Consider the following 15000-nt stretch of genomic DNA (forward strand, 5'->3'; position numbering starts at 1 on the left):
CGTCCCCGGCCCGCGCCGGCGTGAGGCCGGCGGCGCGGGCGAGGCCGGCGGCACCGGTGAGGACGCGTCCGCCGCCGGAGGCGCGGCCCCCGCGTCCCGCCCGGGCGGCTCCACGGCAGCGGCCGCATCCGGCCGGACGACCGGAACCGTGCCGTCCGCCGCCGCGGAGCTCACCGACGGCCGCCTCACCGCCGAACAGCTCGACCTCTTCGCCGACGACCTGCGCGGCATGCTCGACGACACGGTCGCCTCCGCCGAACGCCAGCTCTTCGACCTGCGCACCGCCGCCGCCGACGACGCGCGCATCCTGGGCGCCCTCGGCGACGGCGGTCTGCTGCCGCCCGGCCCCGACGTGCTCGCCACTGTCGAGTTCCTCGGCGAACAGGGCATCCCCGCGCTGCCCGGCTGGCGCTACCTCGCCCAGGCCGTGGACCCGGCCGACCACGCCCGTGTCCTCGCCACGCGCCCCGAGCTCGTCGACGGCGTGATCATCACCGACCCGGACTCGCACGCCCGCGCCCGCGAGGCACTCGCCGAGGCCGCCCTGCTGCCCCGCTCCACTGTCGCCGTCGGCACCGCCGCGGCCCTCCTCGCGCCCGCCCCCGACCCGGCGTCGGACGACCGGGCCGTGTTCCTGGTCCCGCCGAACCCGGCCATGCACGACGAACACGCCGCCGACGAGGAACGCCAGGCGCTGCGCGCCCGCGCCGCCCGCCGGGACGAGGACATCCGGGCGCTCGCCGCCCGCCTCACCAAGGACCGCGAACTCGCCTCCCGCCTCGCCTCCTGGCGCCGGGACTGCCCCGCCGGACGCCTCGCCGAGCTCGCCTCGGCCGCCGAAGGAGCCGCCGTCTTCGCCGAGGAGTCCGAGGCCGAACTCTCCGAGGCCCGCGCCGCCCGGGCCGAGGCGGAGGAGACCGCCGCCGAGACCGCCCGGATCCGCGACGAACGCCAGGACGCCGCACAGCGAGCCCGCCGCGCCGCCGACGCCCTGGCCGGCCTCGCCTCCCGGCTGCGGGAACGCGCCGGATGGCAGGCACGGCTGCGCGAACTCGCCGAGGAGGCCGCCGAGTCGGAGGCGCGCGCCCAGGCATGCCTGGACCGGGCCCGCGCCGCCGACGAGGACCGCCGAGCCGCCCAGCGGGCCGCCGACGACGCCCGCCGCACCGCCCGCGCCCTGCGCGCCGAACGCGCCGAGATCGCCGGCGCCCCCGAGGACGCCGACGGGACCGCCGAACCCGTGGGCGACGCGCCGGCCGCCTCCCTGCCCGCCCTCCGCGAGGCGTACCGGGCGGCTTCCCAGCTCTACGAGAAGGTGGGCGTCGGCGCCGACCTGCGCGCCGAACAGGCCCGGGCGGAGAGCGACGAGAGCGCCGCCCGCGCCGAACTCGACCGCCTGAGCAACAAGGTCCGCACCCGCGCCGAACAGCTGCTGTCCTCCCCGGACGGCGCCGACGGGCCCTCCCGGCAGGCCGCCGCCGCCCGCGCCGAGGAACTCGTGCAGGTCCTCGAGGCCCGGATGTCCCAGGCCAGCGAGCAGCTCGGCCGGCTGCGCGGCGACGCCGAACGACTGGCCCCCGAGGAGGGCGAGCACCACACCGACCTCGCCGAGGAACTCCTCCCGCGCGACGCCGGGCACGCCCAGACGCTCCTGCGCACCGCGACGACCGAACTCGCCTCGCACACCGAGGCGTTGCGCGAGGCCCGGGAGACCCACGCGGCGCTCCTCGACGACCACCACGCCGCGGAGGACGCCGCCTCCGGGTTCGACGAGACCGCCGCCCTCCTCCGCGACCTGCTGCGCGACCAGTCCGCCGACGAGGACGGCGAGGAGCCGGAGCCCTACCCGGGCGATCTCGCCGAGGCCCGCCGGGCGGCCGCCGAGGCCCGCCGCTCACTGCGTGGCTGCGCCGCCGACCTCTCGGCCGCCGAGGCCGCCGTCCGCGAGGCGAGCGACATCCTGGTCCGGCACGCCAACTCCGTGCGCTACGAACAGGTCCGCACCCCCGCCCGGCAGCAGATCCGCGAACTGCCCGCCGCCGCGCTGCCGGACCACGCCCGCGCATGGGCCGACGCGTTCGCCCCGCGACTGCGCGTCCTCACCGACGAGCTCGAGCAGCTCGAACGCAACCGCGACTCGATCGTGGACCGGCTGCGCGGCCTGGTGGAGACCTCGCTGGCCACCCTCCGCTCCGCCCAGCGGCTCTCCCGGCTGCCCGAGGGCCTCGGCGAGTGGTCGGGCCAGGAGTTCCTGCGCATCCGCTTCGAGGAACCCGACCAGGCCACCCTCACCGAACGGCTCGGCGAGGTCGTCGACGAGGCGACCCGGTCAGCGCTGAGGAAGAACTCCGACCTGCGCCGTGACGGCATGTCCCTGCTGCTGCGGGGCGTGGCGGCGGCACTTCACCCCAAGGGCGTGGCCGTGGAGATCCTCAAGCCGGACGCGGTGCTCCGCGCCGAACGGGTGCCCGTCGGGCAGATGGGCGACGTGTTCTCCGGCGGACAGCTGCTCACCGCGGCCATCGCGCTGTACTGCACCATGGCCGCCCTGCGCTCCAACGACCGGGGGCGCGACAAGCACCGGCACGCCGGCACGCTCTTCCTCGACAACCCGATCGGCCGCGCCAACGCCACCTACCTGCTGGAACTCCAGCGGGCCGTGGCCGACGCGCTGGGCGTCCAGCTGCTGTACACCACCGGACTGTTCGACACGACCGCGCTGGCGGAGTTCCCCCTCGTCATCCGGATGCGCAACGACGCGGACCTGCGGGCCGGCCTGAAGTACATCAGCGTCGAGGAGCACCTGCGCCCGGGGCTGCCCCAGCCCGTGCGGGAGGGCGAGACGGTGCACAGCGAGATCACCGCCACCCGCATGTTCCGCCGGACCGCGGCCACCTGACGGACGGCCCGCCGCCGAACGCGAGCGGTCCGACCGCCGCGCGGGGCACGGCGGCCGGACGCCGGCCGTGCCTCAGGCCGCGACGGCGGCGGTCCCACCGCGACGGCGGCGCGTCGCGGCGGGACCGGAGCCGTCGTCAGACCGTGCCCGCCGGCTGCCCGCCGCGCCGACGTATGCGCCGGAACTCCCGCTCCACGGCGCGCTCCTGGCGCCGGGCGGCGCGCCACTCACGCCGCAGCCGGCGCGCGGTGCTGCTCGGCTCCGACACGACGCCGTGCCGCTGGTTCCACACCTGGCGGGTCACCCACACGTCGAGCACCGCCCAGGTCGCCGCGACGATGCCCGCCACCGCCGCGATCACCGCCGGGAAGGCCAGCAGCGCCTTGGCCATGGTGAGCAGGAACGCGACCACCGCCATCAGGACGGTGACCGCAGTCATGAGTCCGGCGCGTACCGCCGCCGTCCGGATCGGATCCGGCAGCCGAGGCCGCCGGGCGGGCACCTCCACCCACAACGGACGCTCCCGCGCCTCCGATTCGGTTTCCTCGAACTTCTCCGCAGTGTCCGGCAACGCGACACCCCCTTCGTCCGCACGCTGATACCCCCACATCGTGAAGACGATCGACGTGCGCACAGGATTCCCGAAACGGGAGACAAATCTCCCGCAATCACCTGACTGTTACCCATGCCCGTTGGTGGCCAGGTATTTTCGACCGTCCGATCCCTTCTTCGAGGGGTCCCCCCCAGTAGTAGGCTCACGCCGTTTGATTGACGCACTGGTGTACCCCGGTACGAGCGGGGGCCGGACATGGGGGAGGCCATGCGCTTTCGCGGGACGTCCATCCGCAGGAAGATCGTGGCGCTGCTGATCGTGCCGCTGATGTCCCTGACCGGTATCTGGGCCTTCACCAGTGTGCTGACGACCACCGAGGCCAGCCGCATGTTCACGGTGGCCACCGCGGTCGAGGAGGTCGGCTACCCGGTCGAGGAAGTGGTCGTCGCGCTCCAGGCGGAACGCCGCCAGACCCTCGTCCACCTCGCGAGCCCCGCCTCCTCGGACATCGATCTGCTGATGCGGAGCTGGGCCGCCACCGACGACGCCATGGAGGCGGTCCGCGCCAACGCGGCCGAGGAAGAGGTCCGCGAGGCCCTCGGCTCCACCTCCGACCGCCAGCTCGACGGAGTCCTCGAGACCTTCTGGCGCGTGGAGACCGCGCGCAGCGCCGTCGACCGGGGCGCCTCGGACCGCACCGAGGCGTACCTCGCCTACAACGACCTGATCGACGAGTGCTTCGAACTCCTCACCGCGCTCCCGGCCGCCGACACCGTCGAACTCGACCAGCAGGCCAGGGCGGTGGTGAACCTCTTCCGGGTCCGCGAACTGCTGGCCCGTGAGGACGCCCTGCTCGGTTCGGCCCTGGTGGTGGGCGCACCCACCGGCAAAGAGATACGCCAGATCACCGACCTGGTCGCGCAGCGGTCGGTGCTCGTCGAGGTCAGCCTCCCGATGCTCCCGCAGGCGGACCGCGTCCGGCACGAGAGCTACTGGAACGGCGAGACCGCCACCACGCTCGGCAAGGCCGAACTCCGGGCCACCAGCACCAGCCCCCGCGACCGGATGACCGCCCGCTCCTGGGACAGGACCGCCGCCACCGCGCTCGCCGACCTCCAGCGGCTCAACGACGAAACCGCGGACCGCTACCAGGAACGCGTCGGCCCGGTCGCCCGCAACATCATCCTCAAGGTCGTCGCGGGCGGCGTCCTCGGCCTGCTCGCCGTCCTGGCCAGCGTCGTCGTGTCGGTGCGGGTCGGCCGCGGCCTCGTCCGCGACCTGCGCCGCCTGAGCCGGGAGGCCCACGAGGCGTCCGGAGTCAGGCTGCCCGGCGTCATGCGGCGCCTGTCCGGCGGCGAGAAGATCGACGTCGACGCCGAGATGCCGCCCAAGGAGTTCCCCGGCAACGAGATGGGCGAGGTCGGCCGCGCGCTGGACTCCCTCCAGCGCGCCGCCGTCGAGGCCGCCGTCAGGCAGGCCGAACTCCGTGCCGGCGTCTCCGAGGTCTTCGTCAACCTGGCCCGCCGCAGCCAGGTCCTGCTCCACCGGCAGCTCACCCTGCTCGACACCATGGAACGGCGGGCCGAGGACACCGACGAACTCGCCGACCTGTTCCGCCTCGACCACCTCACCACCCGGATGCGCCGCCACGCCGAGGGCCTGGTGATCCTCTCCGGCGCCGCCCCCGCCCGCCAGTGGCGCAAGCCGGTGCGCCTCATGGACGTGGTGCGCGCCGCGGCCGCCGAGGTCGAGGACTACGAGCGCGTCGAGGTCCGCCGTCTGCCCCGGCTCTCCGTCAAGGGCCCGGCCGTCGCCGACCTCACCCACCTGCTGGCCGAACTCCTGGAGAACGCCACGGTGTTCTCCCCGCCGCACACGGCGGTCCAGGTGATCGGCGAGCGGCTGAGCACCGGCTTCCTCCTCCAGATCCACGACCGCGGCCTGGGCATGTCCGCCGAGGCCCGGCTCGACGCCAACGAGCGCCTCGCCGAGACCCCGGACTTCGAGCTCTCCGACACCGACCGGCTCGGCCTCTTCGTGGTCAGCCGGCTCGCCCGGCGGCAGGACGTCAAGGTCTCCCTCCAGCCGTCCCCGTACGGAGGCACCACCGCCGTCGTGCTGCTCCCGGAGAGCCTGCTCACCGAGGAGGAACCGGAGACCGGCGGCTCGGGCCCGCGCCTGGACCGCGCCCGCGTCGCGACCCGGAAGAGGATCTCCGAGGCCGAACGGACCGGTGAGCTGGAACTGGTCGAGGTCATCCCGCTGCAGGAGACGATGGAGGAGCCCCTGGGCGGGGAGCCCCCCTCGCGCGGCGGGCTCCGTGTCCCCCGGGCCGAGCCCGCGGCCGAACCGGCGGCCGAGCACACCGCGGTCCCGGACAGCGAGGACGACGCCGCGACGGGCGGACCGGTGCGCCCGGTGATCGAGCAGCCCCGTACTCCCGGCGGCCTGCCCCGCCGGGTCCGCCAGGCCAGCCTGGCGCCCCAGCTCAAGGACTCCCCGGACCAGGGCTCCGCCGCACGGCGCCCCGCCCGGTCCGAGGAGGCGGACCCCGCCGCCCGCGACGCGGAGGAACTCCGCGACAGGATGGCCTCGCTCCAGCACGGCTGGCAGCGGGGCCGTGAGGAGAACGACGCCGTGGAGACCGGGACCGGCCGGGACGCCGGCCCGGGAGCCGCGTGCCGGGAAGCGACCGGGGGAGCGCGGACCGGAACCGTACCAGCGACGACGAAGAGGGATGATCGATGACAGCCGCGCACCCGTTCGACGAGGCGGGAAAGGCCTCGGGGGGACTGAACTGGCTGCTGGACGACCTGGTGGACCGGGTCACCCACATCCGCAAGGCCGTGGTGCTCTCCGGGGACGGACTGGCCACCGGCGTGTCCAGGGAGCTCACCCGTGAGGACGGGGAGCACCTGGCCGCGGTGGCCTCCGGGTTCCACAGCCTGGCCAAGGGCGTGGGACGCCACTTCCAGGCGGGCGCCGTCCGGCAGACCGTGGTGGAGCTCGAGGACGCCTTCCTCTTCGTCACCGCCGCCGGCGACGGCAGTTGTCTGGCCGTGCTCGCCGACGCGGACGCCGACATCGGCCAGGTCGCCTACGAGATGACCCTGCTGGTGCGGAAGGTCGGCTCGCACCTGAGCACCGCGCCCCGCGACGACGTGGCCGCCGGCGGGTAGGGCCCGGCATGAACGCAGACGGTCACGCCGACGAGGACTCCCGCCAGTGGTTCGACGACGAAGCCGGCCCGGTCGTCCGCCCGTACGCCATGACCAGGGGCCGCACGGCCGGGTCGGCCGGCGAGTGGCTGTCGCTGACCGCCATGATCACCACCCGCCCGGCGGACGGCCAGGGCCGGACGACCGATCCGGAGGTCCTCGCCGCACTGGTCCCCGAACACCTCACCGTGCTCGGCCTCTGCCGCGAACAGGCGTGGTCGGTGGCCGAACTGGCCTCCGACCTCGACCTGCCGGTCGGGGTCATGAGGGTGCTGCTCTCCGATCTGCTCGACGCCGGGCTGATCCGCGTCCAGCCTCCCGTCCGCCTGGTCGAGGCCGTCGACGAGACGGTGCTGCGCGACGTCATCGCGGGCCTGCGCGCCCTCTAGGCGGAGCCGGCGGACGAACACGGCCCGTACCCCCGCCGACTGGGGTACGGGCCGCGCCGCACCCGGCACGAGTGCCGGGCGTGGCGCACTCGTTCCCGTTCTCCGCCGATTCATGCCTCAAGACCCGGCAGCATTTCCCTCCAGCGCCGGTCGTCCCCCTCTGGTGCTCCCTTCCCCCGCGGATCGGCGTCCTGATAGACGGAGGGACCATGAAGAGACTCCCCGTCACCGCCCGCACCCTCGTCGCCTCCTCCGCCGCACTGCTGACCGTGACCGCGGGTGCCGCCACCGTGCAGGCGGCTCCCGAACCGCACGCGCCGGACGGTTTCGTGGCCCTGAGCACCGTGGACCCGACGATCATCGAGGAGATCCGTTACTTCACCCGGCACAACTTCGTCGGGGAGCGCGTGGACGGCTACCAGCAGCCGGTCTGCATCCTCACCCGCCCTGCCGCGGAGGCGCTCAGCCGGGCCCAGACCCGGCTGCGCGCCCAGGGGTACGGCTTGAAGGTGTACGACTGCTACCGCCCGCAGCGCGCCGTCGACCACTTCGTCCGCTGGGCCAAGGACGTGGACGACACGAGGATGAAGGCCGAGTTCTACCCCAACCTCGACAAGTCCCGCCTGTTCCCCGACGGCTACATCGCCGAGAGGTCCGGGCACAGCCGCGGATCCACGGTGGACCTGACCGTCGTCAAGCTGCCGGCCACCCCCGACGAACCGTGGGTGCCCAGCCGGCCCCTGCAGCCCTGCTTCGCGCCCCAGGCCGAGCGCTTCCCCGACAACTCCCTGGACATGGGGACCGGTTACGACTGCTTCGACACGCTGTCCCACACCCTCGACCCGCGCATCCAGGGCGAGCAGCGGGCCAACCGGCTGCTGCTGAAGAACACCCTGGAGGACCTCGGGTTCGTCAACTACGCCGACGAGTGGTGGCACTACACCTTCAAGCCGGAGCCCTACCCGGACACCTACTTCGACTTCCCGGTCTCCAAGGCGTCCCTCACCCCCGCCCGCTGACCCACCGGCCGACGGCACCTGCGTCCGCCGTCCGCCGTGCCCCGTCCGCCGAACCGGAGACGCCCCCGTCCGCGGTCGGATACATTCCGGCCGTGCCCACCTCCCCGCACCCCACCGCCGTCCACCCGCCGGGCTCCCACTGCTCCGCGTGCGGGACCGCCTACCGCGAGGGCGTCTCCGGCTGGCCCCGCACCTGCGCCGCCTGCGGAACGGTCGCCTACCGCAACCCGCTCCCGGTCGCCGTCGCCCTCCAGCCGGTCCGCGACGAGCGGGGGACCGGCCTGGTCGTGATCGTCCGCGCCATCGAACCCGCCCTGGGCGGAACCGCCCTGCCCGGAGGGTTCATCGACCACGCCGAGGACTGGCGGCAGGCCGTCGTGCGGGAACTCCGCGAGGAGACGGGCATCACGGCCGACCCGGACGACCTCCGGCCGGCCGACGTGCTGAGCTCGCCCAACGGCCACCTGCTGGTGTTCGGGCTGCTCCCCGAACGTCCGGCCGCCACCCTCCCGCCGTTCGTCCCCACCGCGGAGACCAGCGCCCGGGCCCTGCTGCGCGAGCCCGTCGACCTGGCCTTCCCGCTGCACACCCGAGCCGTCCGCAACTGGTTCCAAGGCCGCTACGCCTGACCCGACACCAACTGGTAGTGCCACGCCCTACACATTGGCTGGTGACTATGTGGTGGCCGCCCTGGTACGAAAGACGATCACATGACATCGTCCGTATCAGCCGCGTCATGCGCCCACCAGGCGCTGGATCCCGGGAGCCACCTCATGCCCACCCAGAACCCCGCCCCGCTCTGGCAGCCCACGCCCGAGCGGGCCGCCGCAGCACGGATCACCCGGTTCCAGGCCTGGGCCGCCGAGCACCACGGAGCCCCCGCGGACGGCGGATACCCCGCCCTCCACCGGTGGTCCGTGGAGGAGCTGGAGACCTTCTGGAAGGCCGTCACCGAGTGGTTCGACGTCCGCTTCTCCACCCCGTACAGCCGTGTCCTGGGCGACCGGTCGATGCCCGGTGCCGCCTGGTTCCCCGGCGCCACCCTCAACTACGCCGAGCACGCCCTGCGCGCCACCGCCGAGCGGCCCGACGAACCCGCACTGCTCCACGTCGACGAGAGCCAGGAGCCGCACCCCGTCACCTGGGCCGAGCTCACCCGGCAGGTCGGCTCCCTGGCCGCCGAACTCCGCTCCCTGGGCGTCCGCCCCGGCGACCGGATCAGCGGTTACCTGCCCAACGTCCCGCAGGCCGTCGTGGCCCTCCTCGCCACGGCCGCGGTGGGCGGCGTGTGGACCTCGTGCGCCCCCGACTTCGGCGCCCGCAGCGTCCTGGACCGCTTCCAGCAGGTGGAACCCGTCGTCCTCTTCGCCGTCGACGGCTACCGCTACGGGGGCAAGGAGCACGACCGCAGGGAGACCGTCGCCGAACTGCGCGGGGAACTCCCCACCGTACGAGCCGTCGTGCACATCCCGCTGCTCGGCACCGCCGCCCCCGAGGGCGCCCTCGAGTGGTCCGCCCTGACCTCGTCGGACACCGCACCGGTCTTCGAGGAGGTGCCCTTCGACCACCCGCTGTGGGTGCTCTACTCGTCGGGCACCACCGGCCTGCCCAAGGCCATCGTCCAGTCCCAGGGCGGCATCCTGGTCGAGCACCTCAAGCAGCTCGGGCTGCACTGCGACCTCGGCCCGGAGGACCGGTTCTTCTGGTACACATCCACCGGCTGGATGATGTGGAACTTCCTGGTGTCGGGCCTGCTCACCGGCACCACCGTGGTGCTCTACGACGGCAGCCCCGGTTTTCCGGACACCGGCGCCCAGTGGCGGATCGCCGAGCGGACCGGCGCCACCTTCTTCGGCACCTCGGCCGCCTACGTCATGGCCTGCCGCAAGGCGGGCGTCCACCCCGGGCGCGACCACGACCTCTCCCGTGTCGGCTGCGTCGCCACCACCGGGTCCCCGCTGCCGCCCGACGGCTTCCGCTGGCTGCACGACGAGGTCCGCGAGGACCTGTGGATCGCCTCCGTCAGCGGCGGCACCGACGTCTGCTCCTGCTTCGCCGGCGCCGTCCCCACCCTCCCGGTCCACATCGGCGAACTCCAGGCGGCGGGTCTGGGCACCGACCTGCAGTCCTGGGACCCGAGCGGAAACCCGCTGGTCGACGAGGTCGGCGAACTCGTCGTCACCAACCCCATGCCGTCGATGCCCGTCCACTTCTGGAACGACCCCGACGGCAGCCGCTACCACGACAGCTACTTCTCGACCTACCCCGGCGTGTGGCGCCACGGCGACTGGATCACCATCACCCCGCGCGGCTCGGTGGTCATCCACGGCCGCTCCGACTCCACCCTCAACCGGCAGGGCGTCCGGATGGGTTCCGCGGACATCTACGAGGCCGTCGAACGGCTTCCTGAGATCAAGGAATCCCTGGTCATCGGGGTGGAGCAGCCCGACGGCGGCTACTGGATGCCGCTGTTCGTCCAGCTCGCGCCGGGAGCCGCGCTGGACGACGCGCTGGTCGACAAGGTGCGGCGCACCATCCGCGAGCAGTTGTCCCCCCGTCACGTCCCCGACGAGATCATCGAGGTGCCGGGAGTCCCGCACACGCTCACCGGCAAGCGCATCGAGGTCCCCGTCAAGCGCCTGCTGCAAGGCGTACCGATGGAGAAGGCGGTCAACCCGGGATCGATCGACGACATCGGCCTGCTCGCCTTCTACGAGGAACTCGCCCGCAAGCGGTCCTGAGCCGCGGGCCCGGTGCGGACCGCATCCGCGCCGCCACTCCTCCTGGCACTCCGTCACCGTCACTGTCAGTGGCGGCCGTTACGGTGAGTGAGCAATGTTCGACCGCTCGCACACCTGGGGGATTCATGGCCCGCACCAACCGCACCACCCGCACCACCCGTGGCGACCGCACCGGCCCGGAGTCCCTGCGTCGCCTGCTGCGCAGGGAGATCGCCGGCACCGTCGGCCTGCTGTCCGACGAGCACGACTTCGCGGCCATGCGGCGCTACCGCACCTTCGCCTTCGACGACCACCGGACGTACCTGGACCAGATGGAGGCCCTCCTCAGGGCGAGGGCCTCCCAGGGCAACCACACCAGCGTCGCCCTGTTCGACCCGGACGAGTACGCCGTGTACTGCGACGAAGCCGGACTCGATCCGGACGCCGTGACCAGCCGCGCCCGCTACACCGCCGAACTCGCCGCGGCCGGCCCGACCGTGCCCTACGACGGCCGCCCCCTCGCCGACCTGCTCCCGGAACTGGTCGACGAGTCCGTCCGGCAGGCCACCTGGGAGTACGCGACCGAAATGCTGGCGGGCCTCGGACCCTGCCCCATCTGCGGCGAGGACCGCGGACGTCTCGCCCTCGCCCACGCCACCCGGCTGCTGGGGGCGGTGCTCGGCACGGCCGCCTCCGGCGCCCTCCACCTGGTCTGCAGCGTGGGCACCCTCCCGCAGTCGCTGTTCAGCGTCCTGGAGGCCGACCGCCGCGAGAACGGAGCGGTGGACGTCGACGAGGGCGAGGCCCTGGAACTGACCGCCGTACTGGCCCTGGGTCTCGCCACCGGCAGCCCGGGCGGCCTGGTGACGCGTACCGTCACCCCCGGCAGACCCGACCGCGTGTACGGCTGGCGCCTCAGGCCGGAAGGCCTGGAGCCGCTCACCGCGGGGGAGGTCTTCGACGCCTACTGCACCGACGTCACGACCGGCGAACCGATCGCCCCCGAACCGGACGTCGACTACTGCGCGCCACCCGACCTGGGGGTCGAACAGAACCACCCGCACTGACGGGACCACGTGCCGAGGCGGCCCGCGGCCCGTCCCCGCGGCGGGCCCTCACTCCCCGGACAGCACCGCACGCGCGGCCAGCCGCGCCTCCTCGGGGCTGTCCGCGGACCGGGCCGCCGCGGCCGCCCGCCGGCACTGCGCCAGGGTGCAGGTGGCCAGCGCCGCCCGGACCCGGGACAGCGCCGCCGGCGCCATCGACAGGGAGGTCACCCCGAGCCCGGTCAGCACACAGGCGAGCAGCGGATCGGCCGCCGCCTCGCCGCACACACCGCAACTCCTCCCCTCCCCGCGGGCGGCCTCGGCCGTCATCGCCACCAGATCCAGCAGTGCCGGGTGCCACGGATCCTGCAGCCGGGACAGCGTCGCCGCCTGGCGGTCCGCCGCGAACGCGTACTGCGCCAGGTCGTTCGTCCCCACCGAAAGGAACTCGACCTCACGCAACAACGACCGGGCCCGCAACGCGGCCGACGGCGTCTCCACCATCGCGCCCACCGAGGCACGCAGTCCCGCGGCCCGGCAGGCCTCGGCGAAGGCGCGCGCGTCGGCCCGGTCGGCCACCATGGGCGCCATCACCTCGAGGTGCACCGGAAGACCCTCCGCCGCCCTCGTCAGCGCCAGCAACTGGGTGCGCAGCACCTCGGGATGCCGCAGCAGCGTCCGCACCCCGCGCATGCCGAGCGCCGGATTGGGCTCGTCGCCGGCCGTCAGGAACCCGAGCGGCTTGTCCGCGCCCGCGTCCAGTACCCGCACCACCACCCGCTGGCCGGGAAAGGCCGACAGCACCTCCCGGTACGCCTCCGCCTGGCCGCTCTCGGAAGGAACCCCGCCCTTGCCCTCCCCGTCGTCCGGACAGAGGAACTCGGTCCTGAGCAGTCCCACACCCTCGGCCCCCGCCTCCACGGCGGCCGCCACGTCCGCCGGACTGCCGATGTTGGCGAGCAGCGGGACGAGGTGCCCGTCGGAGGTGCGCCCCGGCTCCTTGGCGGCGGCCAGCTCGGTCTTCAGCCGCTCCGCCAGAGCCCGCAGCCCGTCCTGCCGCTCCTCGGACGGATCGACGACGACCTCGCCCGTGCTCCCGTCGACCGCGAGCACGGTCCCCTCGGCGAGCTCCGCCGCCCCCGGCACCCCGACCACAGCCGGCACCCCGAGGGCACGGGCCAGGATGGCGCTGTGGCTGGTCGGCCCGCCCTCCTCGGTGACGATGCCGAGCACGAGCGTGGTGTCGAGGAGCGCGGTGTCCGCCGGAGCGAGGTCCCGGGCCACCAGTACGTACGGCTCGTCGCTGTCCGGCACACCGGGCATCGGCACGCCCAGCAGCCGCGCGACGATCCGGTTGCGCACGTCCTCGAGGTCCGCGACCCGGCCGGCCAGGTACTCGCCGGCTCCCAGCAGCAGATCGCGGTACGCCGCGCAGGCGTCGTACACGGCCCGCTCGGCGGTGCTCCCGACCGCGATCCGCCGCTCGACGTCGGCCAGCAGCTCCGGATCCCGGGCCATCAGCGCCTGGGCCTCCAGCACCGCCTGCGCGTCGCCACCCGCCAGAATGCCCCGCGCGGTCAGATCGGCGGCCACCGCGTTCAGGGCCTGCCGGGCCCTTCGCTGCTCACGTTCGGCGTCGGCTACGGGGATCTGCCTGGCCGGCGGCTCCAGCACAGCGGTCCCCATGTGCCGCACCTCCCCGACCGCGACACCATGGCTGACTCCTACGCCCCGCAGCGTCGTCTCCATCTCACCCGTCCACTCGTGCGAGAGCGCACCCGTGGGGGCGCCCGGCTGATCCCTGCATGCCAGTGTGACGGCCCTGCCCTCACTCGGCAGAAGCGGGAACGCCCGGCGGCCGCTGCGTCACTCCCAGACGAAGAGCTGGTCACCGGCCACGACGCGACCGCCGGCCGTGAGCCCGGTCAGCGAATCGGCCATGGCCTCCAGCGCGATCACCGGACACACCGGCGACCTGCCGGCCGACTCCACGGCCCCCGGATCCCACCGCACGACGACGTCTCCACGACGGACGGCGTCGCCCCTTCGCAGCAGGGGTTCGAACCCCTCGCCGTTCAGTTGCACCGTGTCGATGCCCAGGTGCACCAGGACGCCCCGGCCGTCGTCCGACACCACGACGAACGCGTGCGGATGCAGGGAGACCAGGACGCCGTCGATCGGAGCGACCGCGGCCACCGCCCCTCCGGTCGGCTCCACCGCCGTCCCCGGGCCCACCATGGACTCCGCGAAGACGGGGTCGGGGACCGTGTCCAGTGCGATGACCCGGCCCGCGAGGGGGGACGTCACGGTGAGGATCAAGGAGGCCTCCCAGAGCCGAACAGCGGTCACGGCGGACGGTGGGCACCACGCGCAGGGCAGCCTATGCCGCGGGATGCCCCGAGCCAGGGTCTTGGCCGCCCGGGGTGTCTGAAGAAGGTTCCCCTGAGCGATTTGCCTCTACCGGCCGGAGGTGTGTAGAGTCTTACACCTGTTCGGGAACGAGCGACTGCGAGCGATCGCAGCACCGCCACCCGGGCAGCACTCCAACTCCTTCAGATCTTCCTCCAAGATCACTCCTCTGGCACGCGCCAGGAGCGGTGATCGAGGAAAGGGAAAAGGCTGATAGAGTCGGAACCGCCGGAAGGGAAAGCGCGGAAGCGCCGGACTGGAAAGCACCGAGGAAATCGGAACGGAAACGGTCTGATAGAGTCGGAAACGAAGGAAAGCGCGGAAGCGCCGGACTGGAAAGCACCGAGGAAATCGGAACGGAAACGGTCTGATAGAGTCGGAAACGAAGGAAGCGCCCGGAGGAAAGCCCGCGAGGGTGAGTACGAAGGAAGCGTCCGCACCTTGAGAACTCAACAGCGTGCCAAAAGTCAACGCCAGATATGTTGATACCCCGTCCAGCCGGTCTCCGGTTGGTCGAGGTTCCTTTGAAGAAAACACAGCGAGGACGCTGTGAACCGTCGGGCTCATTCCGCCCGCGGTTCCGCTCTCGTGATGTGTCACCCGATCACGGGTAAACATTCACGGAGAGTTTGATCCTGGCTCAGGACGAACGCTGGCGGCGTGCTTAACACATGCAAGTCGAACGATGAACTCCTTCGGGAGGGATTAGTGGCGAACGGGTGAGTAACACGTGGGCAATCTGCCCTT

The 15000-nt window shown here is 73.1% G+C and carries 10 protein-coding genes, 1 pseudogene and 1 other annotated feature (1 of these 12 running past the window's edge); of the genes and pseudogenes, 8 read left to right on the forward strand and 3 right to left on the reverse strand.

The window, feature by feature from the left end; all coding sequences use genetic code 11:
- Positions 1-2899, forward strand: a pseudogene (locus A2U95_RS18390) (hypothetical protein); the annotation flags it as partial.
- Positions 2900-3035: 136 nt separating this feature from the next.
- Here the strand turns inward: A2U95_RS18390 and A2U95_RS18395 are convergent.
- The gene (locus tag A2U95_RS18395; RefSeq protein ID WP_240957361.1) at positions 3036-3509 is read right to left on the reverse strand and encodes a hypothetical protein; all 474 of its coding nucleotides are present in this window, start codon (positions 3507-3509) and stop codon (positions 3036-3038) included.
- Positions 3510-3719: 210 nt separating this feature from the next.
- Between A2U95_RS18395 and A2U95_RS18400 the strand changes: the two genes are divergently transcribed.
- The 7 genes from A2U95_RS18400 (at position 3720) to A2U95_RS18430 (ending at position 11865) form a co-directional block, all read left to right on the forward strand.
- Positions 3720-6200: a sensor histidine kinase gene (locus A2U95_RS18400; protein ID WP_166023906.1), complete on the forward strand. Its 2481-nt coding sequence runs from the start codon at positions 3720-3722 to the stop codon at positions 6198-6200.
- Positions 6197-6631 carry a roadblock/LC7 domain-containing protein gene (locus A2U95_RS18405; protein WP_166023908.1) on the forward strand — a complete coding sequence of 145 codons (435 nt, stop codon included), beginning with the start codon at positions 6197-6199 and terminating at the stop codon, positions 6629-6631. Before A2U95_RS18400 ends, A2U95_RS18405 begins: the two co-directional genes overlap by 4 nt.
- A gap of 8 nt (positions 6632-6639) precedes the next feature.
- The gene (locus A2U95_RS18410) at positions 6640-7059 is read left to right on the forward strand and encodes a DUF742 domain-containing protein (RefSeq protein ID WP_166023910.1); all 420 of its coding nucleotides are present in this window, start codon (positions 6640-6642) and stop codon (positions 7057-7059) included.
- 209 nt (positions 7060-7268) lie between these two features.
- Positions 7269-8078 carry a M15 family metallopeptidase gene (locus A2U95_RS18415; RefSeq protein WP_166023912.1) on the forward strand — a complete coding sequence of 270 codons (810 nt, stop codon included), beginning with the start codon at positions 7269-7271 and terminating at the stop codon, positions 8076-8078.
- A 92-nt stretch (positions 8079-8170) separates the two neighbouring features.
- Positions 8171-8707 carry an NUDIX domain-containing protein gene (locus A2U95_RS18420; RefSeq protein ID WP_166023914.1) on the forward strand — a complete coding sequence of 179 codons (537 nt, stop codon included), beginning with the start codon at positions 8171-8173 and terminating at the stop codon, positions 8705-8707.
- A 144-nt stretch (positions 8708-8851) separates the two neighbouring features.
- Positions 8852-10819, forward strand: coding sequence for an acetoacetate--CoA ligase (locus tag A2U95_RS18425; protein ID WP_166023916.1), 1968 nt, complete (start codon positions 8852-8854; stop codon positions 10817-10819).
- Positions 10820-10944: 125 nt separating this feature from the next.
- Positions 10945-11865: a hypothetical protein gene (locus A2U95_RS18430; protein ID WP_166023918.1), complete on the forward strand. Its 921-nt coding sequence runs from the start codon at positions 10945-10947 to the stop codon at positions 11863-11865.
- Positions 11866-11913: 48 nt separating this feature from the next.
- Here the strand turns inward: A2U95_RS18430 and ptsP are convergent, their stop codons facing one another.
- Together ptsP and A2U95_RS18440 are read right to left on the reverse strand one after the other, a co-directional pair.
- Positions 11914-13593: a phosphoenolpyruvate--protein phosphotransferase gene (gene ptsP, locus A2U95_RS18435; protein ID WP_166023920.1), complete on the reverse strand. Its 1680-nt coding sequence runs from the start codon at positions 13591-13593 to the stop codon at positions 11914-11916.
- 117 nt (positions 13594-13710) lie between these two features.
- The gene (locus tag A2U95_RS18440) at positions 13711-14160 is read right to left on the reverse strand and encodes a PTS sugar transporter subunit IIA (protein ID WP_166025358.1); all 450 of its coding nucleotides are present in this window, start codon (positions 14158-14160) and stop codon (positions 13711-13713) included.
- A 710-nt stretch (positions 14161-14870) separates the two neighbouring features.
- Positions 14871-15000, forward strand: a sequence feature (most likely nonfunctional fraction of RNA operon); it runs 4054 nt beyond the window's last position.

Origin of the sequence: Streptomyces chilikensis (genome assembly GCF_001642695.1) — a bacterium.
Taxonomy (GTDB): Bacteria; Actinomycetota; Actinomycetes; order Streptomycetales; family Streptomycetaceae; genus Streptomyces; species Streptomyces chilikensis.